Genomic DNA, 22020 nt, shown 5'->3' on the forward strand with positions numbered 1-22020 from the left:
GTTTCCATTTTCACAAAGAGGTTTTCATGTCACGCTTTTCACTGCCTTTGACCCTGATGACCGCAAGCGTGCTGGCTCTCATGCCAGTCAGCCAGGCGGGGGCAGCCGACAGCAATGATGGCAACGGGGCCTGGTTTGTTCCGAAGACGGCCCAGCAGCCTTCCGCCCCGGTGGCTCCGCATCATCATGCCGCCCCCGTGGCGGCACCGGCTCCGGCAGCCATGCCCGACATGGGCGGCATGGATGAAGCGGAAGGGGCTCCGGAGGGTGAGGGGCAGCAGGTTCCGCCTGTCCTGCCTCTGCCGCCGGTTCCGGCGTCTCCGGCCATTCCGAAGGAGAATGCACCGCCGCCAGTGTCCGTCGGGCTGATCAGCGTGCAGGGCGTGATGCAGCTTTCCACGGCGGCGCAGGAGATGCAGCAGGTTCTGGGGGAACGGCGTGACCGTCTGGCCCGTGTCGTGCAGAAGGAGGAGGCTGCCTGGCGTGAGGAGCAGCAGAAGCTTCAGGTGCAGGCCCGCACCCTGACGTCCGACCAGCTCCAGCTGCGTGTCCGTCATCTTCAGGAGCGGCGTGCCAAGGACCAGCGTGACTTCAGCAATCAGGCCCGCATCATTCAGGAGGCCTATCAGGTGGCCTTCCATCAGATCGAGCGCGTGCTGGAACAGCGTGACGGGATCATCGCCCGGGTGGCCGGTGCACATGGCATGAATCTCGTGCTTCATGCCGAGCAGGCCGTCTTGCATGTGGACGGGCAGGACATCACCGAGGAGGTGGCTGATCTGCTCAACAAGGTGCTGCCGCATGTCTTCATCCCCGGTGACGGGGTGGACCCGGAGGTGCTGGCCAAGTCCGGCAAGATGCCCACGACGGCCGATGAGGAACGCCTGATGAATCAGGCGGGCACGCAGCCTGCCGAGGTTCCGCAGGCCAAGGATTCCGTCCTCCGTCGCCAGCAGTAAGGGAGCGGTGACGATGGACCGGCAGCTTCCGGGTGACCCCCGTTTCTTCGTCCGTTCCGGACCATTCACGCTGGAACGGCTTGCTGAAGCGGCCGGGTTGGAGGTTGCTGGAGCTGCGGGAGCCGGTTCCCTCTTCGAGGGTGTGGCTCCGCTTCATGCGGCCGGTCCGCAGCATGTCTCGTTTCTGGACAACCGCCGCTATCTGCCTCTTCTCAGTGAGACGAAAGCCGGTGCCGTCATTCTGGGTCCCGCCTTTGCGGACAAGGTTCCGGAGGGCTGCGTGGCCCTTGTCAGCCGGGAGCCTTATCTGGCCTGGTCCCGTGTGGCCCGTCTTTTCCATCCGCTGCCGCCGGTAGAGGCCAGCCGTCATCCAACGGCCGTCATAGGCAGGGACGTCATCATTGGTGAGCGGGTGGAGATAGGCCCTTTCGCGGTGGTCGGTGACGGGGCCCGGATCGGTGACGGATGTGTCATCGGGGCGCACGCCATGTTGGGCAGCCATGTCGTGCTGGGGAACGGGTGCCGCATCGGTGCCCATGTGACGCTCAGCCATGCCCTTCTGGGGGAGCGTGTCATTCTCTACCCTGGTGCCCGGATCGGACAGGACGGTTTTGGTTTTGCCGTGGGGCCGGACGGTTTTGAGAGCGTGCCCCAGCTGGGCCGTGTCATTCTGGAGGATGGGGTGGAGGTCGGGGCCAATTCGACCATAGACCGTGGCTCCATGAAGGATACCGTCATAGGGGCGGGCACCCGCATCGACAATCTGGTGCAGATCGGTCACAACGCCCGTCTGGGGCGGTGCTGCATCGTGGTGTCACAGGCCGGGGTTTCCGGTTCCACCGAGATCGAGGATTTCGTGACGATCGCCGCCCAGGCCGGGCTGATCGGGCACATCCATGTCGGGCGCAAGGCCCGCATCGGGGCACAGTGTGGCGTGATGAATGACGTCGAGGCCGGAGCGGATGTCATTGGCAGTCCGGCCATGCCTTTCCGGGAATTCTTCAGGAATATTGCCACGTTACGAAGGCTTTCCCGCCGATAGGACATGTGAGATTGGTATTTTTGGATTTTTTTGGTAAAAGGTGCGGACATTGACCGCCTTCTCCTTACAGGATAAGCGGATGGTTGCGTGTTGTCGAAAAAAGCCGGGAGATGAGATAAGTGGGAGATGCTGCTGAGCAGACACATCAGGTGCCTGAGAGCGTAGATGTGATGCAGATTATGAAGGCGATTCCTCATCGCTATCCTTTCCTTCTGCTGGACCGGATGGAAGAGATCAGGGCTTCGGAATCCGCTGTTGGCATCAAGAACGTGACGGTCAACGAGCCGTTTTTTCAGGGGCATTTTCCAGCACGTCCGGTCATGCCGGGTGTTCTCATCGTCGAGGCCATGGCCCAGACGGCAGCCACGCTTGTCGTGCTGACACTGGGCAAGGCTTTTGAAGGCAAGCTGGTCTATTTCATGACAGTGGAGAATGCCAAGTTCCGCCGCCCGGTCGGTCCGGGGGACCAGCTGCGCATCCATGTCACCAAGGAGCGGTCACGCGGGGCCGTATGGCGGTTCCGTGGTGTTGCGAAGGTTGAGGGAACCACGGTTGCTGAAGCGACCTTCAGTGCCATGATCGTGGACTGAACCTGATGCCAGAACCGGGACAGCACCCTGGAAAAACCGGGATTCACCCTACGGCTCTTGTGGACCCACGGGCGTCTCTTGGTGAAGGGGTCTGGATCGGCCCCTGGTGCATGGTTGGCCCGGACGTGAGGCTGGGCGACAATGTTCGGCTTCATGCGTCTGTCATGGTCGAAGGTCAGACGGTTCTTGAGGAAGGGGTCGAGGTCTATCCCTTTTCGACGGTCGGCTATCCCCCCCAGGACCTCAAATATGCGGGGGAAAAGACCCGCTGCCACATCGGGGCCAGAACGGTGGTGCGGGAGAACGTGACCATCCATCGGGGGACGGCGCAGGGGGCCGGTGAAACCCGGATTGGCCGGGACTGCCTCATCATGGCCAATGCTCACGTCGCCCATGACTGCGTGCTGGGTGACGGGGTCATCATCGTCAACAATGTCGTGATGGGCGGGCATGTGATGATTGGTGACAATGCCCGGATCATGGGGTCGGCAGCCCTGCATCAGTTTGTCCGTGTCGGGCATGGGGCCGTGGTCGGCGGGCTGTGCGGGGTGGAAATGGATGTCATTCCGTATGGCAGCGTGCTGGGCAACAGGGCCAGGCTGGTGGGGCTGAACTGGATTGGCCTCAGGCGGTCTGGCGTGGACGCCGGTGAGATACAGCAGATGCGTCTGGCGTTCCGGGAGCTTTATCCCCGTTCCAGCCGGGGCAGAAGCCTGCTCGGTGAGCGCATGGACAGGGTGCGCCAGCGTTATGGTCATATCGACCGTGTGGCGGAGATGCTCCGTTTCATGGAAGAGCCAAGCCGCCGTGGCCTGACCCGTCCAGGTCAGGCCGGTGTTTCCGAAAAGGACGTGGAAGGGTGAACCAGCCAGCCCGGGTCGGGATTCTGGCCGGTGGTGGCCCGCTTCCTGCCCAGGTGGCAGAGGCTCTCCGACGGGAAGGGCGTGACCCGTTTCTTGTGGGGTTCAGTGGCTTTGCTGATGAAAGCCGTCTCGCTCCCTATTCTCATGAAATGATCCGTCTGGCTGCTGCGGGTGCCATTCTCCGTTCCCTGCGCCGCAATGGGTGCAGCGAGCTTGTTCTGATAGGCCCTGTCCGGCGGCCTTCATGGCGTGCCCTGAGACCGGATGCGGAGGGGATGCGTCTGCTCGTCCGGCTTGGGCGTGCCCTGTTTGCCGGAGATGACGGCCTGCTGGCGGCGATCATCCGGATTCTGGAAGAAGAGGGCTTCCGTGTGCGGGGGGCGCATGAGTTTCTTGGGACGGAGGCGAACCGGGCGGGTCCCTGGGGCAGGGTCCACCCCGACCGTCAGGCGATGGATGACATGAGGCAGGCGGTTCATGCCCTGTCTGTCATGGGGCCGCTGGACATAGGGCAGGGATGCGTGGTGCAGAACGGTCTGGTGCTGGCGGTGGAGGCTCTCGAAGGTACGGACGCCATGCTGCTGCGCTGTGGTGACCTGCGGCAGGAGGGGGCTGGCGGAGTGCTCGTCAAGATGCCCAAGACAGGGCAGGAGCTGCGGGCCGACATGCCCACCATCGGGCCGGTCACGGTCCGCAGGGCGGCGGAGGCGGGGTTGCGGGGTCTGGCGTTCCCTGCACGGCTTACCTTGGTCGTGGACCCGGATCATTGTATAAAGGAGGCGGACCGTCTGGGGCTGTTTCTCTATGGACTGGGCCCGGACTCCGTTTTTGAAAAAAGGATGTAAGACAATGAGCATTTATCTTCATACGATGATCCGTGTGCGGGACCTTGACCGCAGTCTGGCTTTCTACGGCCTCCTCGGGATGCGCGAGCTGCGCCGCCTGGAGGTGCCGGAAGGGCGTTTCACGCTGGTTTATATCGGGTATGAAGGCAATGCCCGTGGTGAGGGTGAGATTGAGCTCACCTACAACTGGGACCAGACGGAGGACTATACCCACGGAACGGGCTTCGGCCATTTTGCCGTTGGCGTGCGGGATGTGGCCGCCGCCGTTGATACGGTCCGTCAGGGTGGCGGGCGTGTCACCCGTGAGGCCGGTCCGATGGGCAATACGGGTATCGTCATCGCTTTCGTTCAGGACCCCGACGGCTACAAGGTCGAGCTGATCGAAAAGAAGGACGCCAAGGCGTAACGGCCAGCGGAAACCCCATCCCCTGCGCCATCCGGGTGGAATTGCAGGATTGACAGGACAGGGCCATCCCCTTAAAAGCCACTCCCAAGTGGAGGGGCGTTACTGGGTGCGTCCTGTTCTGATGCACGCCTTACGGGGCGTGTTGTTAAGATTAGAGGATTGAAAAGATGAAGCGCACATATCAGCCTTCCCGTCTGGTTCGTAAGCGTCGCCACGGTTTCCGTACACGTTCCGCCACAGTTGGTGGCCGTCGCGTGCTGGCAAACCGTCGTGCCAAGGGCCGCAAGAAACTCTCTGCCTGAGCATGAAACAGCCTGACCGCCTGAAGAAGCGGTCGCAGTTTCTGCGTGTGGCCCGCAAGGGCCATAAGGTCGTGTCTCCCGGGCTGATCGGCCAGGTGCTGCCGGGGCAGGGGGACATGGCGGTACGGGCCGGTTTTACCGTGACCAAGAAGGTCGGTAATTCCGTCGTGCGCAACCGTACACGCCGCCGCCTGCGGGAGGCCCTCCGGCTGGTGGTGAAGGAGGAAGGGTGCCCTTCCTCGGGTGATCTCGTCCTGATAGGACGTGCCGCTACCCGGAAGCGGCCTTTCCCTCTCCTGAAAAATGATGTGCGCAAGGTGCTCCAGGCTCTGGAGAGAGGGGCGGAGTAAGAGCCGTGGGCAGGCTGCTTGCCGTGTTCATGGTGGGCCTCATAAGGCTTTACCGCCTTTTTCTCAGTCCGATCATGGGCAGGCAGTGCCGTTTTCATCCCAGCTGCAGTGTCTATGGAGAGGAGGCCATCCGCAGGCATGGTCCGTTCCGGGGTGGCTGGCTGACGGTCTGCCGCATCCTGAAATGCCATCCTTTCCATCCGGGTGGCGTGGACCATCCCCCGTGACACGGCTCCGGCAGAAAACGTAAAAAAAATGGTGTGGCTATTGTTTTGGGGACGATTTTACGCCACTGAGGAAGCGATCTACCCTTCCAGCATGATGAAAGAGCGGCTTCAGCCCGATGGAAAGTAGCAAACGTATTATTCTGGCCGTCGCCCTGTCGGCCCTGATCCTGATCGGCTTCAATTTCTTCCTGCCTCCCGAGCGGCACAAACCGGTGGAGACGCAGCCCGCCACTCCGGCTGCGGTCACCCAGCCGTCTCCCGCTCCGGCTGCGGCCGGGCCTGTGGAAGAGGCGGACGATCACCAGGAGCATCGGCTGAAGGTGGCTTCGTCCGATGTCCAGGGGTCTTTCAACCTGCGGGGTGCACGGCTGGATGATCTCGAGCTGACCCGCTACCGTGAGACCATCGCCAAGGACAGTCCGCTGGTCCGTCTGCTGGACAGGGCAGGCAGTGGCCGGCCGACCTATCTGGTTATCGGCTGGGAGAACGCCGCCGGGTTCACCACCCGTCTGCCGGGCGAGCATTCCCTCTGGCAGGTGGATGGGGAACAGACCGGCCTGACGCCGGAGTCCCCGGTCAGCCTGCACTGGGACAACGGGGCTGGCGTGCGCTTCATCATCCAGCTGGCGCAGGACCACCATTATATGGTGACGGTGCGGCAGGAGGTGGAGAACCATTCCGGCCAGCCCGTGTCCGTCTATCCGTTCCAGCGTGTCCAGCGTGACTATCTGCCGGAGGATACCGGTTCCTTCACGGCCTATGAGGGACCGATTGCCGTCATGAACGGCCGGCTGGCGGACAAGGGGTACAAGTCCCTGCGGACCGACGGCAATGGACCGGACCATGTGTCATGGACAGACACTGGAAAAGGTGGCTGGGGCGGCATCACGGACAAATACTGGCTGACGGCCGTCGGGGCTGATGCGTCCTCCAACGTGCGCATCCGGTACAGCTACGTGCCGGAAGGTAACGGTTCCTACCGTGTGACCTTCACCTCGCAGGAGCCGCAGGTCATCCAGGACGGTGCCCGTCTGGGGCAGGGCAGCTACCTGTTTGCCGGTGCCAAGGAGCCGGGCCTGCTGCGCTATTATGGCCGCAGGCTGGGTCTGCCCCGCTTTGATGACAGCATCGATTTCGGCTGGTTCAGCTTCCTGACGAAGCCCATCCTGTTCCTGCTGCACTGGCTCTATGCGCATATCGGCAATTTCGGCCTCGGACTGATGGCCATGACGCTGATCGTCAAGATCGTGCTGTTCCCGCTGGCCTCCAAGGCCGCCCATTCGGCCGCCCGGATGCGCCTGATTGCGCCGAAGGTGACGGAGATCCGTGAGAAGTACAAAAGCGACCCGATGACCATGAACCAGAAGGTCATGGCCCTTTACAAGGAAGAGAAGATCAATCCGGCAGGGGGCTGCCTGCCCATGCTGATCCAGGCTCCGATCTTCTTCTGCCTGTACAAGATGCTCAATCTCAGCATCGATGAGCGTCATGCGCCTTTCTTCGGCTGGATCAAGGACCTTTCCGTGCCGGATCCGACCAACGTGTTCAACCTGTTCGGGCTGCTGCCGTTCGATCCCACGCACATCTTCTCTTTCCTGCATCTCAGCATCTGGGGGGCGGCACTGGGCATCACCTTCTGGCTGCTCCAGAAGCACAGCATGGTCAGCATGGACCCGGCCCAGGCCCGCATCATGCAGTTCATGCCCATCGTGTATGTCTTCGTGATGTCCAGCTTCCCTGCCGGTCTGCTGGTCTATTACACGTGGAACAACGTGCTGACCTTCCTCCAGCAGCATTACATCGAGCGTCGGACCAGCCTGCCCGTGCCGCTGATCGGGCGCAAGGGCAAGGCCCCCCGCAAGGCTGGTGCCGCAAAGAAGAAAGAGCGATGATGCAGCAGATGCAGACGGTCCTGCCCACCGAGGAAGAACTGGAAGAGGGCCGCAGGCTCTTCGCCGGTCCCTGTGATTTCTTCTTCGGGGCGCAGACGATCGAGCAGCTTCCGCCACCCGACCGTGCGGAAATCGCCTTTGCGGGACGCTCCAATGTGGGCAAATCCAGCCTCATCAATGCGCTGACGGGCCGGAAGGCTCTGGCCCGGGCCTCGTCCGAGCCGGGGCGGACCAAGCAGCTCAATTTCTTCAACCTGGGAGGGAGGCTCTCCCTCGTGGACATGCCGGGTTATGGTTTCGCCAAGGCGTCCAAGGCCGTGAAGGAAGACTGGCAGCGGACGATGTTCGCCTATCTGCGGGGCAGACCCAATCTGGCCCGTGTGATCCTTCTGATTGACGGGCGCGTGGGCCTCAAGGCCTCCGACAGGGAGGTCTGCGATCTTTTGGATAAGGCGGCGGTCGTGTTCCAGATCGTCCTGACCAAATGTGATGCCCTGTCCGCCTCCGCGCTCGCAGGACGGCAGAAGGAGGTGGAAGCGTTGGCCGGAACCCATGCGGCGGCTTTCCCACACATTGTGGCGACGAGCAGCACGACGTCGTTGGGTATTGCCGAGCTGCGTGGCATAATGGCCCGCTTCGCCACGCCTGCCGATGAACGGTCCTGAAAAGTTTTTCTGTATAGTGAATGGTCATGTCTTCTTCTGATTCTTCTCCCGCCGCTCCTCTGGAGAATGTCCTGGCACTTGATGCGCTGAGCGATCAGCAGCAGGCTGCCGTCCTTGCCGGTGCGCTGCCCTATCTGCGCCGTTATGCTGGCGACACCATCGTGGTGAAGTATGGTGGCCATGCGATGGTCGAGAACAGCCTTGCCGCCACCTTTGGCCGGGACATCGCCCTGCTCAAGCTGGTCGGCATCAATCCGATCGTGGTGCATGGTGGTGGCCCGCAGATCAGCAGCATGATGAAGCGGCTTGGTGTTGAGTCCCGCTTCATTGATGGCCTGCGTGTCACGGACCGTGAGATGATCGACGTGATCGAGATGGTCCTCTCCGGCACGGTGAACAAACAGGTGGCCGATCTCATCAGCCATGCCGGTGCGCTTGCCGTGGGCATTTCCGGCCGTGACGGGCGTCTGATCCAGGCCAGCCGTCTCGTCCATTATCATCGGACGGAAGGAAACGGGAGCGAGGCGGTCGATCTGGGCTTTGTCGGCCAGCCGGAGCGTGTCGATCCCCGGGTGCTCTATGCCCTTCTCGGTGCTGGTCTGATTCCGGTCGTGGCTCCGCTTGGTGCCGGGGATGAAGGCGAGATTTACAACATCAATGCGGATACGGCTGCCGGTGCGGTTGCCGGTGCCGTGCGGGCTTCCCGCCTGCTGATGCTGACGGACGTTCCCGGTGTGCTGGACGAGAATGGCCAGCGCATCGAGGAGCTGACGGCCGAGGAGGCCCGCCGTCTCATCCGGGAGGGGCACATCACGGGCGGCATGATTCCCAAGGTGGAAACCTGCCTCAAGGCCGTGCAGGCCGGGGCCAAGGCTGCCGTCATTCTGGATGGCCGGGTGCCACATACTTGCCTGCTGGAACTCTTCACCAGGGCAGGACAGGGTACGCTCATCAAGGCGGACTGAGAGATGGGGCAGGGCAGCCTGCCCGGATTATGGTTGTAGAATAAGGAGCGTTTTATGGATCACGCAGAGCTTCGCAAGCAGATCGAAACCCTTTGGGAAGACCGTGCCAGCCTGTCCCCGCAGACGCAGGGGCAGGCCCGTGATGTCGTGGAAGCCGCTCTTGCCGGGCTGGATGACGGAACCTTCCGTGTGGCCGAACACAGGGAAGACGGACGTGTCGTGCATGAATGGCTGAAGAAGGCCGTCCTCATGTCCTTCCGCCTGTATGAATCCGAGCCGATGGCCAATGGCTGCGGTGGTGCTCCGGGTTTTGACAAGGTGCCGCTGAAGTTCGCCGGCTGGGGTAAGGCAGAGTTCGAGAAGGCCGGTTTCCGGGCCGTTCCGGGGGCTGTCGTCCGCCGTTCCGCCTACATCGCTCCGGGTGTCGTGCTGATGCCGAGCTTCGTCAATCTGGGTGCCCGTGTCGAGAGCGGCACGATGATCGATACATGGGCCACGGTCGGCTCCTGTGCCCAGATCGGCAGGAACTGCCATATCAGCGGTGGTGCAGGCATTGGTGGCGTGCTGGAGCCGCTCCAGGCCGCACCGGTCATCATCGGGGATGACTGCTTCATCGGTGCCCGTTCCGAGGTGGCTGAGGGCGTGGTCGTGGAGCGTGGCTCCGTCCTCTCCATGGGCGTGTTCCTTGGGGCCTCCACCAAGATCGTGGACCGTACGACGGGTGAGATCCATATGGGGCGTGTTCCGGCCTATTCCGTGGTCGTGCCGGGAACCCTGCCGCCGAAGACCCCGGGCGGGCCGTCCCTGGCCTGTGCCGTGATCGTCAAGCGTGTTGACGAGCGTACACGCTCCAAGACATCCATCAATGAGCTGCTGCGTGACTGAGTGACCTCATGAGCCATCCATCATCTCCTTCGGACCCCGTCGCTCTGTTGCAGGACCTCCTGCGATGTCGCTCCGTCACCCCGGCGGATGACGGGGCACTGGGCGTCGTGGCCCGGTCGCTGGAGATGATGGGGTTTGAGGTCACACGCCTTGTCTTCGGTCCCGAAGGCGGGCAGACGCCCAACCTCTATGCCCGGCTGGGGCAGGGCGGTCCCTGTCTCTGCTTTGCGGGGCATACGGATGTCGTTCCCCCCGGTGAGGGCTGGAGCTGCGATCCTTTCGCCGGGGACATCCGGGATGGGCATATTTACGGCCGTGGCACGGCGGACATGAAGGGCGGTGTCGCCGCCGCCTTGGCTGCCGTGGCCCGCAGGCTGGAGGCCGGACCGCTGAAGGGCAGTCTGGTATTCCTCATCACGGGGGATGAGGAGGGACCTGCCCGGTATGGCACCCGTTCCGTGCTGGAATGGATGAAAGAACGGGGCGAGGCTCCGGATTTCTGCCTGCTGGGTGAGCCGACCAATCCGGCTGAAATGGGCGAGGTCATCAAGATCGGTCGCCGTGGCAGCATGAATGTGGTGATCACCGTCAAGGGCACACAGGGGCATGTGGCCTATCCGCATCTGGCAGACAATCCCATCCACCGTCTCGTGCCGATCCTGAATGATCTGACATCCCGCACTTTGGATCACGGCAGTGACTGGTTTGCTCCGTCTTCCCTGCAGATCACGAGTGTGGATGTCGGGAATCCAGCCACCAACGTCATTCCCGCCACGGCACAGGCCCGGGTGAACATCCGCTTCAATGACCTTCATACGAGCGGCAGCCTGCGTAACTGGATCGAGGATGTCGTTGCTTGTCATGCCCCTGAGGCTGATCTTGACGTGGCTGTCAGCGGGGAATCTTTCCTGACGGAACCCGGTGCCGAGGTGGAGAAACTCTCCCAGGCCGTGCAGGCCGTGACGGGGAGGACGCCGAAGCTCGATACGGGCGGGGGAACATCCGATGCCCGCTTCATCACGCATTGCTGCCCCGTGGCGGAATTCGGGCTGGTGGGGGCCACCATGCACAAGCGTGACGAGCATGTGTCTCTGGCTTCCGTGGAACAGCTGACACAGGTTTATCTGGAGTTCATGCAGCGTTTTGGTGTCTGAGCTTCTTTCACAATGCTGGATGTCTGGGAAAACCCGCCCGTCTGAGGCGGGTTTTCTGTATACAGGGCCGGACTCTGTAGCACGGCCGATACAGGAAAGAGGAGAGAATCCCGCATGTCCATAGGGAACGGGTCATCACGGATGAGACTGCTGGCTCCTGCCAGGCTGCGGTCCTTCGTCCGGCGTGACGGACTGGGACTGTTCCTGCTGGCCCTGCTGACGGGGGGACTGGCGGGCTGCTGTGTTCTGCTTATCAATGTCGTGACCCTCGGTCTGCATGTCTTGTTTTATGGCCTGCATAATGGCGGCAGACTGTCGGAACTGCCTGCGCTGCCATTATGGCGTTGCCTGTTGGTGCTGGGCGGTGGTGGTCTGGCGGTTGGCGGACTGAGTGCCCTGCTGCGCCGCTGGATGAAACGTCGCCCGGTGGACCCGGTGGAGGCCAATGCCCTGCATGGTGGGCGCATGTCCGTCAGGGACAGTGTTAGTCTTGCCGTGCAGACGGTCCTGTCCAACGGCGTGGGGGCTTCCATCGGGCTGGAGGCCGGCTATGTGCAGATATCTGCTGCTTTCGGTTCGTGGCTGGGGCGGGTCTTCCATGTCCGACGGGAGGACATGCGGATTCTGGTGGGGGCGGGGGCGGCCGGGGCTGTCAGTGCCGGGTTTGATGCTCCGATTGCCGGAGCCTTCTATGCGTTCGAGCTGGTGCTGGGAACCTACAGTCTTGCCAACCTGTTTCCCATTGCGCTGGCGGCCATGGCCGGGCTGGGTGTTCGGCATCTCATGCGGATGGATGGCGGCCTGCCACCGCTGGTGACCAGCTGGCAGATGGGTTGGGCCGATGTGCCCGGGGTCAGCCTGCTGGCCATTCTGTGCGCCCTCGTGGCCATTCTCATCATGTACTGCGTGACGCAGACCCAGGCGGTGTTCCAGAAACTGCCTGTCCCGGTCTGGCTGCGGCCTGTCGCTGGCGGTCTGCTCGTGGCCTGTCTGGCGGCACCTTTCCCCTCGGTCCTGTCGGCCGGGCATGGCGGGGTGGGGCTGGTGCTGAAGGGGGAGATCGTGCCGTCCCTGGCTCTTCTGTTGCTCGTCCTCAAGGCGGTGGCGTCGTGCCTGTCCATCGGGTCGGGTTTCCGGGGCGGGCTGTTTTTTGCCTCGCTGTTTCTGGGGGTTCTGGCCGGTGAGGCGTTCGGGGCTCTGCTGGCTCCTTATGGTCTGGCCCCGGCTGATGGCCATGTCTGTTCCGTGCTGGGCATGGCGGCCATGGCCACGGCCATCATCGGAGGCCCCATGACGATGATCTGCATGGTGCTGGAAATGACGGGGATCATGCCGCTCAGCAGTGCCGTGGTGCTGTCGGCCACCCTGTCCCTGCTGACGGTCCGGCGGCTCTTCGGATACAATTTTGCGACATGGCGTTTTCACCTGCGGGGAGAGACTATCCGGTCCGCCGTGGATGTGGGCCGCTTCCGGACCCTGACCGTGCAGAAGCTGATGCGGGCACAGGTCCGCAGCTTTCCGGCGGCCATGACCATCCGGCAGGCACAGGCGCAGCTGACACTGGGGATTGAGGAACGGCTCGTGCTGGTGGATGAGGAGGGCCGGTATCAGGGCATTGTCCTGGTGTCCGAGATCACGGCGGCCTGCGCAGGCGAGGAGCCTGTCTCCAGTCTGGCCTGCTATCGGGACATCATGCTTGAGCCGCACATGACCATCCGTGAGGCGGCCGACCTGTTTGCAGAGGCGGAAGCCGACGTGCTGGCCGTGGTGGAAGACCGTCAGTCCCGCCAGCTTGTCGGGCAGCTGAGCGAACGGCACACGCTGCGCTGCTACGCCGTGGAGCTGGAGCGCAGCCGCCGGGACCTTGCCGGGGATGGACGTTTTTCCGTGTGATGGTCCGTCCCCGGTGAAGCGGACTTACGGAGTGGTGCCGAGGATGGCCTGTCCAGCACTGTAGATATGGTAGAGGCTGCTGGCGGGCATATGGTCCGTGGCAGTTTTTCCCTGCTCATCCAGCCGGTCGATCCACCCGCCATTGAGCGGAGTCGGGGCATAATGGGTGAAGAAGAGCTGGCTCATGATGGCGAGCCGTTCCTGCCGGGACTGGATATCCGCCGGGCCATGCTGGGCCAGAAGGCGCATCATTTCGGTCTGGGGCCAGATGCGTGTCGAGGCTTCCAGCATCGAGCCATCATCCAGCAGGGCGTCCGGCAGGAAAGGGCCGGGAGCGGTCTTCTGAAGGCGGTCATGGAGGCGATGCTGTGCCTGACGGGCAGCAGCGGCGTGCCTGCCATCGGGGGCAAGACGGAGATACTCGCCCAGCAGCCAGCACCATTCCGCCTGATGGCCGGGTTCGACACGGTTCTGTCCCGCAGGCCGTTCCGGCTTCCATTCCGGCGTGAAGAATTCCAGCAGGGCATCCGTTCCGGCCGGGATGAAGGAGTGCAGGGCCAGTTTCAGGATGGCGTCGGCATGATGGAGGAACACCTCCCGACCCGAGACCTCGAAAAGTGTCAGACAGGCTTCCAGCAGATGCATGTGGGGGTTCTGGGAGTGCCGGTCCGACGTGGCAGGCAGGACATCCCGGTATCCGCCATGTGCGGAGGGGAAGAGCTGGTCTATTTCGGCCAGGCTGGCCTCTGCCCTGTGCAGCAGGGCGGGGTCTTTGGTCAGACGGTAGGCCCATCCATGGGCAAAGAGGATGAAGGCGTGGCCGTACAGGTCCCGTTTCGTGTCGGAAGGGGCCAGATCAGGCCCGAGGGCGAAGACCCAGCCTGCGCTGCCATCAGCCCGGTGATACCGCTGCGTGACATGGTCCAGCACCGTCAGGGCCTGCTCGCCGGCGTCGTAATGGCCGTTCAGGGCGGCCTGACAGTAGGTGGCGATCTGCCGAGCCTGCACCATCAGGCGGCGATGGGGCAGGGTGATGGGGGTGGCCTCAAAGGTCAACCGCTCGTGATAGAGGCCTGCATCCCTGTCGAAACCGGCCTGGGACCAGAGGGGCAGAGCCTTGTGGAGCAGCCAGTCCTGCCATGTCTGTCTGTATGTCATTGTTGGGTGTCCTTTGCCGGGTGGCTGTCATCCATCGTCTGCACGATGCGGCTTGTGGAATGTCCGTCCAGCAGCGGGGCCAGACAGACACGCCCGCCATGTTCCCTGACGACATCACCCCCGACGACCTCATCTTCCCGGTAATCGGCCCCTTTCACGAGGACGTGGGGCTTCAGGGCGGAGATGATGTCCAGTGGCGTGTTCTCATCAAAGAGGACGACCAGATCGACATGCCGCAGGGCACGGATGACCGTGGCCCGGGCCTGTTCTGTCTGGAGCGGGCGGCGGGGGCCTTTCAGCCGCCTGATGGAGGCGTCGGTGTTGAGGGCGACGATCAGCTTGTCACCCTGGCTGGCGGCAAACTGGATGAGCGAGACATGGCCGGGATGGAGCAGGTCGAAACAGCCATTCGTCAGGACGACGGAGGCTCCGTGCCGTTTCCAGTTCTCCACGATGGCGCAGGCGTCGGGCAGGGGAAGGCAGGCTCCGCTGTCGGCGATTTCTTCCAGCAGCTTCTGGTGCAGTTCGTCCCGGGTGACAAAGGCCGTGCCCAGCTTGCTGACGGCAATGGCGGCGGCCGTGGTGGCCATGGTCACGGCGCTGGCCAGGGAGCGGCCACTGGCCAGGGCACAGGCGATCGTGGCGATGACGGTGTCCCCGGCCCCGGAGACGTCATAGACTTCTGAAGGATGGGCACGGCAGTGCAGCGGGGCGGCCTTCTGCTGCCAGAGCGTCATGCCTTTTTCGGAGCGTGTGAGGAGAATGTCGCCGCCCGTCAGTGGGGCGACGGCGGCGCAGGCCTGTTCCACCTCCTCATCATCCGTCAGTGTCCACGGGCGGCCTGCCGGGTGGGCGATGCCGGAGGCGGCAAGGGCCTTGCCGAGTTCCTGCCGGTTGGGTGTCAGCAGGCTGGCCCCCCGATAGGCGGAGAGATCGGCCCGCTTGGGGTCCACCAGAACGGGAATGCTCTGGCTGCGGGCGGCCTCCATGACGGCGTGCAGGACACGGTCGGAGAGGACACCCTTGGCATAGTCGGAACAGATGAGAATCCGGGATGTTTCCAGTGCCTTCAGGGTGGAGGCGATGAGGGCCTCCTCGGTGGCCCTGGAGAAGGGGACGAGCTTTTCATTGTCCAGTCGGACGATCTGCTGCCGCCCGCTGAGGACACGGGTCTTCGTGATGGTCGTCCAGCTGGCATCATCGACCAGACCGTCCAGCCTGATCTCCTGCCATACCGAAAGGGCCTGACGGAGCGTCCCGGCCGCCTGATCCGTACCCACCACGCCGACCGGATGGACCGGATGACCGAGGGCGGCCACGTTCACGGCCACGTTGGCGGCTCCGCCGGGCGTGGACCGCTGGTGGCTGCTCAGCAGGACAGGGACGGGGGCTTCCGGCGAGATGCGGGTGACATCCCCGGTGATGTACTGGTCCAGCAGCAGATCACCCAGAATGGTGATGGCACCGTCATTCAGCGTGTCAGTCAAAAAACGTCCCTCCCTTCAGGAGACAGCACTGCCCGTGAATGGCGTTCGGCAGCGTCCGTGGCCTCATGTCTGGAGGGGAAAGTTTAGGATGTTTTTACCGCTCTGTCGTCAGGGAAAGGGTCTTATCCAGCCCGGAAGAGGATTTGTGGCACAATAAATAAATTTTTATACATTTTTGAAGTTGACAGTGGTAATTATGACACATACTCATGCAATACAGACTGAAACAAAAAAAACAGGGCCGGGAAGTACGTAATGTCTCGTCATGTTCACTTTATATCCGGTCTTCCCCGCTCAGGAAGTACCCTCCTTAGTGTTCTTTTAGGGCAGCATCCTGACATTTACTGTGCAGAATATTCAACGCCTGTCTGTTCTCTCATGACAAAGATGCTTTCCGTTATTTCAGAAGGTGAATATAAAACTGAATTCAGCGATGAAAAGGTCATGAATCTTCTTAAGAAGACAATGGATACATATCATGACATGCCATCAAGGCCGAATCTGGTCATTGACAATAACCGGGCCTGGTGCAGCAAGCTTCAGCTTCTGGACTATCTCTACCCTGATGCAAAAGTGATCTGCTGTGTGCGTGATCCTGTCTGGGTGATCAACTCCTTTGAGCGCATCATTGGCAGGGATCCGACACTTTCATCCTATCTCGTGCCCGTGGAACATCGGGCCACGCTTCATCAGCGGGTGAATTATCTGCTGTCTCCTGCGGGGGCTTTCGGTTTTGCGTATCAGGCCTTGCAGGAGGCGTTTTTCGGACAGTTTTCGTCCAAATTGGTACTGGTTGATTATGACAGCCTGGTGACACAGCCCCTGTCCGTCATGCGTCTTCTGGAAAAGGAACTGAACGTTCCTGCTGCCACTTATGACATGAACAATGTCTGTTACACGCCTCCTACGGCATACGACAAGGCTCTGGAAACGCCGGGGCTGCATGAAATTGCCCCGAAGGTGGAGCCTCAGAAGCATCCTCTCATATTGCCACCCGATGTCGTGAACCGTCTGGCTGGGGGTGCATTCTGGAGGGACAGAAGCATGAACCCGAAGTCGGTACGGATCATATGAAAACCAGCAGAGTTTATGGCCGGAAAGGATCATCCGGGTAGCCGACATCCATCAGGCATAGGCCATCGGGGGGAGCGGTGGGGCCAGCCTTGCAGCGGTCCCGGGCTTCCAAAGCCTCCTTCACACGGTCCGGGTGCCACTGGTGATGGCCGACCAGAGCCAGCGTTCCGACCATGTTGCGGACCTGATGGTGCAGGAAGGACCGGGCCTGCACGTCCACATGGACATGGTCGCCTGAGCGGGTGATGGTGAGTTCATCCAGCGTCCGCAGGGCGTCCCGGGCCTGACAGGCCGCCGCCCGGAAGGAGGTGAAGTCATGCCCGCCCAGCAGATGGTTAGCTCCCTCCTGCATGGCCTCGACATCCAGCGGGGCACGGATGTGCCAGACGAACCCTTCCTGCATGGCCGGACGGGCGGGACGGTTGAGGATGGTATAGCGGTAACGCCGCCATGTGGCGGAGAAGCGGGCGTTCCAGCCTTCAGGAGCCGGGGCGGCTTCCAGAATGGAAATGGGGTGGGGCTTCAGATGGTAGCCGATGGCGTCCCGCACGGCCTTGCGGCTGAGGGGGGCATCATCGGGAAAGTCCAGATGGGCCACGAGTCCGGCGGCATGGACGCCTGAATCGGTCCGGCCCGCCGTCACGCTGCTGACCCTGCGGCCCTGCGTGAGATGTTCGGCGGCCTCCTCGATGAGCTGCTGGACGGAAAGGCCACTTTTCTGGCGTTGCCAGCCGACATAGGGCCGCCCGTCAAACTCGATGCGGATGGCCCAGCGGCTGATGCCGGGCGGGGCGGCGTCAGTCAAGGCGCATCCCTCTGTCCAGTTTCGTGCCACGGAGGAAGGCCTCCCGGTCCATCATGGCCCGACCCGGTTTCTGGATGCGTTCGATCCGCAGGCAGCCTGTCCCGCAGGCAATGGTCAGTCTGTCATCCAGAACCGTGCCCGGAGCGGGAGCCGAGGCCATGAGGGCGGCAGTTTCGGCCTCGTCAGGCAGGCTGACGGCTCCGATGCGGTAGGTCTGCCCCTCCAGCAGCGTGTAGCTGCCGGGCCACGGGATGAAGGCCCGTACCTGACGTTCAATCTCTACAGCCGGGCGGCCCCAGTCGATCTGCCCGTCCCTGCGTTCCAGCCTTGGAGCATAGCAGCTCCGGGAATCATCCTGTGGAACGGCAGTCGGCTGTTCCTCCAGCGTGCGGACGACCAGCCGGGCACCGATCTCAGCCAGCCGGTCATGCAGGCTGCCTGCCGTGTCCTCGGGTGTGATGGGGGTGGCCTCGGAGAGAAGGACGGCTCCGGTATCCAGTCCCCTGTCCATCTGCATGATGCAGACGCCGCTTTCGGCATCTCCAGCTCGGATGGCGGACTGGATGGGCGAGGCTCCCCGCCAGCGGGGGAGCAGGCTGGCATGGATGTTCAGGCAGCCGAGCCGGGGAGCCTTCAGGATGGCTTCCGGCAGGATGAGGCCATAGGCGGCCACGATGGCGGCATCGGCCCTCAGGCTCTGGAAGAAGGCCAGCTCTTCATCATTGTGGCGCAGTTTTTCCGGGGTCCGCACGGGGATGCCGAGCGCATCGGCCGCCTCATGCACGGGCTGACGCCGTAGGGCCTTGCCCCGGCCGGCGGGACGGGGGGGCTGCGTATAGACGGCGACAATCTCATGCCCGGCATTGATCAGGCCATGCAGGGCCGGGACGGAAAAATTCGGCGATCCCATGAAAACGAGGCGCATGGCTTACCGTCTCCGCTTCTGTTCCTTGGCCAGACGGCGCATGATCATGTTGCGCTTCAGGGAGGACAGATGATCGACGAACAGGATGCCATCCAGATGGTCGATCTCATGCTGGATGCAGGTGGCCAGCAGGCCGTCCGCATCCTGTTCGATGGTCTGGCCGTCCAGATCACGATAGCGGACACGGATGGATTCCGGTCGGATGACCTCGGCATACTGGTTGGGGAGGGAGAGGCAGCCTTCCTCCCGCACGGCCAGTGTCTCGGTGGACTCGATGATCTCGGGATTGATGAGGACCATCGGGCGGCGGGGTTCATCCTCCCGGGCGACATCAACCAGAACGAAACGCTGGCTGAGTCCTACCTGTGGGGCGGCCAGACCGATGCCGGGGGCCTTGTACATGGCGGAGAACATGCCCGGCAGGGCCTCACGGAGGGCGGTCATGTCTTCCGGGCGGACTTCACGGGCCACCTGGCTTAGCACGGGCTGGGGAGCGACAAGGATTGATGTCGGGGCGATGTCATCAAGCCGGTCGAGGAACTCTAGATTTTTCATGGCGGCATGTTAGCGGCTGGGGATGGGTAATTCCAGCCTGTTCTTCATGCAGGGCGTGTGGGGAGTGTGCCTCTTGCATCGGGAGTGTGCCGCCCTCATATGTTCCGGTGCAGGCGATGCCTCGTGAGGGTTGTCTGTCCGTATTCACGTCTCGCTCCCTGAGGAGGCACCGTAACGTCATGTCATCTGGACGTCTTTTCACTTCTCCCATGTTTCTGGGGTTTGATCATCTGGAACAAATGCTTGAACGGGCATCAAAAACAGCATCGGACGGGTATCCGCCCTACAACATCGAGCAGCTGAGCCGTACGGCACTTCGCATCACGCTGGCGGTGGCCGGGTTCGTCATGGATGATCTCCAGATCACCCAGGAAGACAACCAGCTCGTGATCCGTGGGCGACAGGCGGACGACACGCAGGGGCGTGTTTTCCTGCATCGCGGGATTGCGGCACGTCAGTTCCACAAGGCTTTCGTCCTGGCGGAAGGAATCGAGATTGCCGGTGCCTGGCTGGATAACGGCCTGCTGCACATTGACCTTCATCGTCCGGAGCCGGAGGTGCGGGTGAAGCACATTGCCATCCAGCAGGGCAGTTCCGGGGGAGCCGTGCGGGCCCCGGCACCACCGGCCCGTGACGTGGAGCTGGCCCGTGATCTGCCTCCTGTTGCAGAGGAGGAGCTTTTTGGCCGGGAATGACGAGAGGGGAGCTTCCGCCAGCGGCAGGCTGGCGGGAGACATGCAGGAACGTGCCCGGGCGATGACGGGAGCGGAGCTGCGGGACTGGGGGATGAAGGAGGTCGCCTATTTCCGGACCATAACGCATGAGGGGGCCACGCTGGTGGCCATTCATGCAGCGGACGGCACCCCGGTTGGCATTGCCGAGGATGAGGACAGTGCCGTGGATGCCATCCTGGAGCAGGACATGGTGCCGACCTTCCTGCAATGAAGGGCCAGCCGTGGGGTTGCCCTTTCCTGGCGGATGGAAGGCTGGATCATCGTCTGTTTTGCGAGCGGCAACGTGTCTGGATCCAGTCAAACAGCAGCCATAGGGGAAGGACTATGACGACCATGCAGGCGAGGTCGAGGAGGTCGCTGTGTCCGATGCCCCAGTAGAGGCTCAGCTGGTGGGAGGTACGGTCCGAGATCATGCTGCACGTGACGAAAGAGCAGGTTTGTGAACCTTCGAACAGGATTTTTTTCATGGCCTCCCCAGCATCCGGAGTGGACATGGGCACATCCACTTTTCCTGACAGATGCTGTCAGCTCATTATGGCAGGGGTGTGAAAGAGTTTTTTCCCTTTACAGGGAGAAATTCTCTCCCAGATAGACCCGGCGCACGTCCTCGTTGGCCACGATGGCTTCCGGTGTTCCTTCCATCAGGACACGGCCGCCATGAAGTATGTAAGCCCGGTCGATGACCTCCAGCGTCTCACGCACGTTATGGTCCGTGATGAGAACGCCGATGCCACGGTCCTTCAGATGGGAGACGAGGGCACGGATCTCACTGACGGCAATGGGGTCGATCCCGGCCAGTGGCTCATCCAGAAGGATGTAGTTCGGCTGGCTTGCGAGGGCACGGGCGATCTCGAGACGGCGACGTTCACCGCCTGAAAGGGCCAGGGCGGGCGAGTGCCGCAGGCGGGTGATGCCGAACTCGGCCAGCAGGCCGTCCAGCATGGCCTGACGCTTGTCCCGGTCCTTCTCGATGGCTTCCAGCGCAACAAGGATGTTCTGCTCGACGTTCAGCCCCCGGAAGATGCTGGCCTCCTGCGGCAGGTAGCCGACGCCCAGCCGTGCCCGGCGGTACATGGGCAGGGGCGTGATGTCGGCACCGTCCAGAGTGATGCTGCCCATGTCCGCCTGCACGAGGCCGACGATCATGTAGAAGCTGGTCGTCTTTCCGGCCCCGTTCGGGCCAAGCAGGCCGACCGCCTCGCCCCGCTGGACATGCAGGGAGACGTCATGAACGACGGTGCGCTTCTTGTAGCTTTTTCCGATGCCACGGGCCGCCAGCCCCGGCATGACCTGCCTGTCTTCCATGATCACTTGCCTGTTTCGTTGGGAACGATCAGCCCCTGTACCGGATTGCTGGACCCGGAAAGCATGTGGGAGACGCCCGTCTTCAGGTTCACGATGGCCTGGGAGCCGTTGTTCTGGTTCTGTCCCTGTGTGACATGGACATGCCCGATCAGCCTGGCCAGCTCCGGCCCGGCGAGATAGACGCCACGGTCGCCGGTGGCGGTCTGCCGTTCGGTCCGGATGACGACATGACCCCAGCCATAGGCACGGTCCAGGTTGCCGCTTCTGGATTTCTCCGTGCCCGGGGCCTGGCTGGCCCTGTTGGCGGCCTTCTGGGCATCGGAAAGTTCCACGGCCTGCATGATGTCGGCCGTGATGCGCTTGCCGTCATTTGTGTTGACGGTTGCATCGCCCCAGCCGATGGAAACCCGTGTGTGCGGGTAATATTCCACCAGGTCCCGGGCCGTCATCAGCTGGCGTGGCGTGGTGAATTTCATCGCCTTGCCGGTCATCAGCAGGACGGCCTTGTCGACGTCATAGAGGCCGTGGTCACCCCAGCCCTGATCTTCCAGATTGTAGATGTGGACATGACCGAAAGCCTCGACCCGATACAGCTCCATGTCGTCATCGCCGCCAGCCTGGCTGCCGTTGCCGTCGGTGGTGGCCGTACCGGCAGGTTTCTGCTTGGGGCGCAGATAGCCGACCAGAGTGTCGGCATCCACCGTCATGTCTCCCCGCTGGGCACGGGCACCGCCCGTCAGGGTGACGGTCTGGCGGTTGTGGTCGTAAATCTCTTCCTTCTTCCAGAACAGATGGACCACCTGACCATGTGACTGGTCCTGGGCGGCAGTCTCGGCGGAGACGGCCTCCGAGGAGGGGACCAGGGCACCGGCCAGCAGACATCCTGTGGCGGCAAGGAGCGCATGAGGGCGGAAAGAAACAGGGAGACGCATCATGCTT

The 22020-nt window shown here is 62.4% G+C and carries 26 protein-coding genes; 18 read left to right on the forward strand and 8 right to left on the reverse strand.

All coding sequences use genetic code 11. The features are described 5' to 3' along the window. Positions 1–26 precede the first annotated feature (26 nt). The 15 genes from CPA56_RS01670 to CPA56_RS01740 all read left to right on the forward strand — a co-directional run bounded on the left by CPA56_RS01670 (position 27) and on the right by CPA56_RS01740 (position 13038). A complete protein-coding gene (locus CPA56_RS01670) occupies positions 27–959 on the forward strand; it encodes an OmpH family outer membrane protein (protein WP_182040302.1) in 933 nt (310 codons plus the stop codon). A gap of 13 nt (positions 960–972) precedes the next feature. Next, positions 973–2001, forward strand: a complete 1029-nt coding sequence (lpxD, locus tag CPA56_RS01675) for a UDP-3-O-(3-hydroxymyristoyl)glucosamine N-acyltransferase (protein ID WP_182040303.1) — start codon at positions 973–975, stop codon at positions 1999–2001. 170 nt (positions 2002–2171) lie between these two features. Then, complete coding sequence (gene fabZ / locus CPA56_RS01680) at positions 2172–2591, forward strand: 3-hydroxyacyl-ACP dehydratase FabZ (RefSeq protein WP_182040579.1); 420 nt, start codon at positions 2172–2174, stop codon at positions 2589–2591. Positions 2592–2596: 5 nt separating this feature from the next. Continuing rightward, a complete protein-coding gene (gene lpxA, locus CPA56_RS01685; RefSeq protein ID WP_182040304.1) occupies positions 2597–3454 on the forward strand; it encodes an acyl-ACP--UDP-N-acetylglucosamine O-acyltransferase in 858 nt (285 codons plus the stop codon). Then, on the forward strand, positions 3451–4299 hold the full coding sequence (locus CPA56_RS01690) for an LpxI family protein (protein WP_182040305.1): 849 nt from the start codon (positions 3451–3453) through the stop codon (positions 4297–4299). Before lpxA ends, CPA56_RS01690 begins: the two co-directional genes overlap by 4 nt. Positions 4300–4303: 4 nt before the next feature. Continuing rightward, positions 4304–4705 (forward strand): lactoylglutathione lyase, encoded by a 402-nt coding sequence (gene gloA / locus CPA56_RS01695; protein ID WP_182040306.1) that lies wholly within the window; start codon positions 4304–4306, stop codon positions 4703–4705. Positions 4706–4872: 167 nt separating this feature from the next. After that, a complete protein-coding gene (gene rpmH, locus CPA56_RS01700; RefSeq protein ID WP_018979184.1) occupies positions 4873–5007 on the forward strand; it encodes a 50S ribosomal protein L34 in 135 nt (44 codons plus the stop codon). A 2-nt stretch (positions 5008–5009) separates the two neighbouring features. After that, the gene (rnpA, locus tag CPA56_RS01705; RefSeq protein WP_182040307.1) at positions 5010–5357 is read left to right on the forward strand and encodes a ribonuclease P protein component; all 348 of its coding nucleotides are present in this window, start codon (positions 5010–5012) and stop codon (positions 5355–5357) included. A gap of 5 nt (positions 5358–5362) precedes the next feature. Further along, on the forward strand, positions 5363–5584 hold the full coding sequence (yidD, locus tag CPA56_RS01710) for a membrane protein insertion efficiency factor YidD (RefSeq protein WP_326831283.1): 222 nt from the start codon (positions 5363–5365) through the stop codon (positions 5582–5584). A 116-nt stretch (positions 5585–5700) separates the two neighbouring features. Beyond that, positions 5701–7476 (forward strand): membrane protein insertase YidC, encoded by a 1776-nt coding sequence (yidC, locus tag CPA56_RS01715; RefSeq protein WP_182040308.1) that lies wholly within the window; start codon positions 5701–5703, stop codon positions 7474–7476. Continuing rightward, positions 7473–8141: a ribosome biogenesis GTP-binding protein YihA/YsxC gene (gene yihA, locus CPA56_RS01720; protein WP_229707267.1), complete on the forward strand. Its 669-nt coding sequence runs from the start codon at positions 7473–7475 to the stop codon at positions 8139–8141. Before yidC ends, yihA begins: the two co-directional genes overlap by 4 nt. Before the next feature lie 20 nt (positions 8142–8161). Beyond that, positions 8162–9106, forward strand: a complete 945-nt coding sequence (argB, locus tag CPA56_RS01725) for an acetylglutamate kinase (protein WP_182040309.1) — start codon at positions 8162–8164, stop codon at positions 9104–9106. A gap of 54 nt (positions 9107–9160) precedes the next feature. Beyond that, complete coding sequence (gene dapD, locus CPA56_RS01730; protein ID WP_182040310.1) at positions 9161–9991, forward strand: 2,3,4,5-tetrahydropyridine-2,6-dicarboxylate N-succinyltransferase; 831 nt, start codon at positions 9161–9163, stop codon at positions 9989–9991. A gap of 8 nt (positions 9992–9999) precedes the next feature. Further along, on the forward strand, positions 10000–11145 hold the full coding sequence (dapE, locus tag CPA56_RS01735) for a succinyl-diaminopimelate desuccinylase (RefSeq protein ID WP_182040311.1): 1146 nt from the start codon (positions 10000–10002) through the stop codon (positions 11143–11145). Positions 11146–11259: 114 nt separating this feature from the next. Beyond that, positions 11260–13038: a chloride channel protein gene (locus tag CPA56_RS01740; protein WP_182040312.1), complete on the forward strand. Its 1779-nt coding sequence runs from the start codon at positions 11260–11262 to the stop codon at positions 13036–13038. 24 nt (positions 13039–13062) lie between these two features. On the opposite strand, the gene CPA56_RS01745 is transcribed toward CPA56_RS01740, so the two are convergent. Together CPA56_RS01745 and rfaE2 are read right to left on the reverse strand one after the other, a co-directional pair. Beyond that, on the reverse strand, positions 13063–14196 hold the full coding sequence (locus CPA56_RS01745) for an AGE family epimerase/isomerase (protein ID WP_182040313.1): 1134 nt from the start codon (positions 14194–14196) through the stop codon (positions 13063–13065). Further along, entirely contained in the window at positions 14193–15683 is a 1491-nt protein-coding gene (rfaE2, locus tag CPA56_RS01750) for a D-glycero-beta-D-manno-heptose 1-phosphate adenylyltransferase (protein ID WP_182040314.1), read from the reverse strand. Before rfaE2 ends, CPA56_RS01745 begins: the two co-directional genes overlap by 4 nt. A gap of 255 nt (positions 15684–15938) precedes the next feature. Between rfaE2 and CPA56_RS01755 the strand changes: the two genes are divergently transcribed. Further along, positions 15939–16757, forward strand: a complete 819-nt coding sequence (locus CPA56_RS01755; protein WP_182040315.1) for a sulfotransferase family protein — start codon at positions 15939–15941, stop codon at positions 16755–16757. 13 nt (positions 16758–16770) lie between these two features. Here CPA56_RS01755 and truA read toward each other — a convergent pair whose 3' ends face one another. The 3 genes from truA to def are packed head-to-tail and all read right to left on the reverse strand — an operon-like array spanning position 16771 to position 19042. Continuing rightward, entirely contained in the window at positions 16771–17562 is a 792-nt protein-coding gene (gene truA, locus CPA56_RS01760; RefSeq protein WP_182040316.1) for a tRNA pseudouridine(38-40) synthase TruA, read from the reverse strand. Further along, a complete protein-coding gene (gene fmt, locus CPA56_RS01765; protein WP_182040317.1) occupies positions 17555–18487 on the reverse strand; it encodes a methionyl-tRNA formyltransferase in 933 nt (310 codons plus the stop codon). Before fmt ends, truA begins: the two co-directional genes overlap by 8 nt. Before the next feature lie 3 nt (positions 18488–18490). Next, positions 18491–19042 (reverse strand): peptide deformylase, encoded by a 552-nt coding sequence (gene def, locus CPA56_RS01770; RefSeq protein WP_182040318.1) that lies wholly within the window; start codon positions 19040–19042, stop codon positions 18491–18493. Between the two features lie 179 nt (positions 19043–19221). Between def and CPA56_RS01775 the strand changes: the two genes are divergently transcribed. Beyond that, positions 19222–19737 carry an Hsp20 family protein gene (locus CPA56_RS01775; protein WP_182040319.1) on the forward strand — a complete coding sequence of 172 codons (516 nt, stop codon included), beginning with the start codon at positions 19222–19224 and terminating at the stop codon, positions 19735–19737. Next, a complete protein-coding gene (locus tag CPA56_RS01780) occupies positions 19724–19987 on the forward strand; it encodes a DUF1150 family protein (RefSeq protein WP_227449646.1) in 264 nt (87 codons plus the stop codon). Before CPA56_RS01775 ends, CPA56_RS01780 begins: the two co-directional genes overlap by 14 nt. Positions 19988–20033: 46 nt before the next feature. Here CPA56_RS01780 and CPA56_RS01785 read toward each other — a convergent pair whose 3' ends face one another. The 3 genes from CPA56_RS01785 to CPA56_RS01795 all read right to left on the reverse strand — a co-directional run bounded on the left by CPA56_RS01785 (position 20034) and on the right by CPA56_RS01795 (position 22016). Then, positions 20034–20270, reverse strand: a complete 237-nt coding sequence (locus CPA56_RS01785; RefSeq protein WP_182040320.1) for a hypothetical protein — start codon at positions 20268–20270, stop codon at positions 20034–20036. A 70-nt stretch (positions 20271–20340) separates the two neighbouring features. Further along, complete coding sequence (gene lptB, locus CPA56_RS01790) at positions 20341–21081, reverse strand: LPS export ABC transporter ATP-binding protein (RefSeq protein WP_182040321.1); 741 nt, start codon at positions 21079–21081, stop codon at positions 20341–20343. Between the two features lie 2 nt (positions 21082–21083). After that, positions 21084–22016, reverse strand: a complete 933-nt coding sequence (locus CPA56_RS01795; protein WP_229707270.1) for an LptA/OstA family protein — start codon at positions 22014–22016, stop codon at positions 21084–21086. Positions 22017–22020 lie beyond the last annotated feature (4 nt).

This window comes from Bombella mellum (assembly GCF_014048465.1).
Taxonomy (GTDB): Bacteria; Pseudomonadota; Alphaproteobacteria; order Acetobacterales; family Acetobacteraceae; genus Bombella; species Bombella mellum.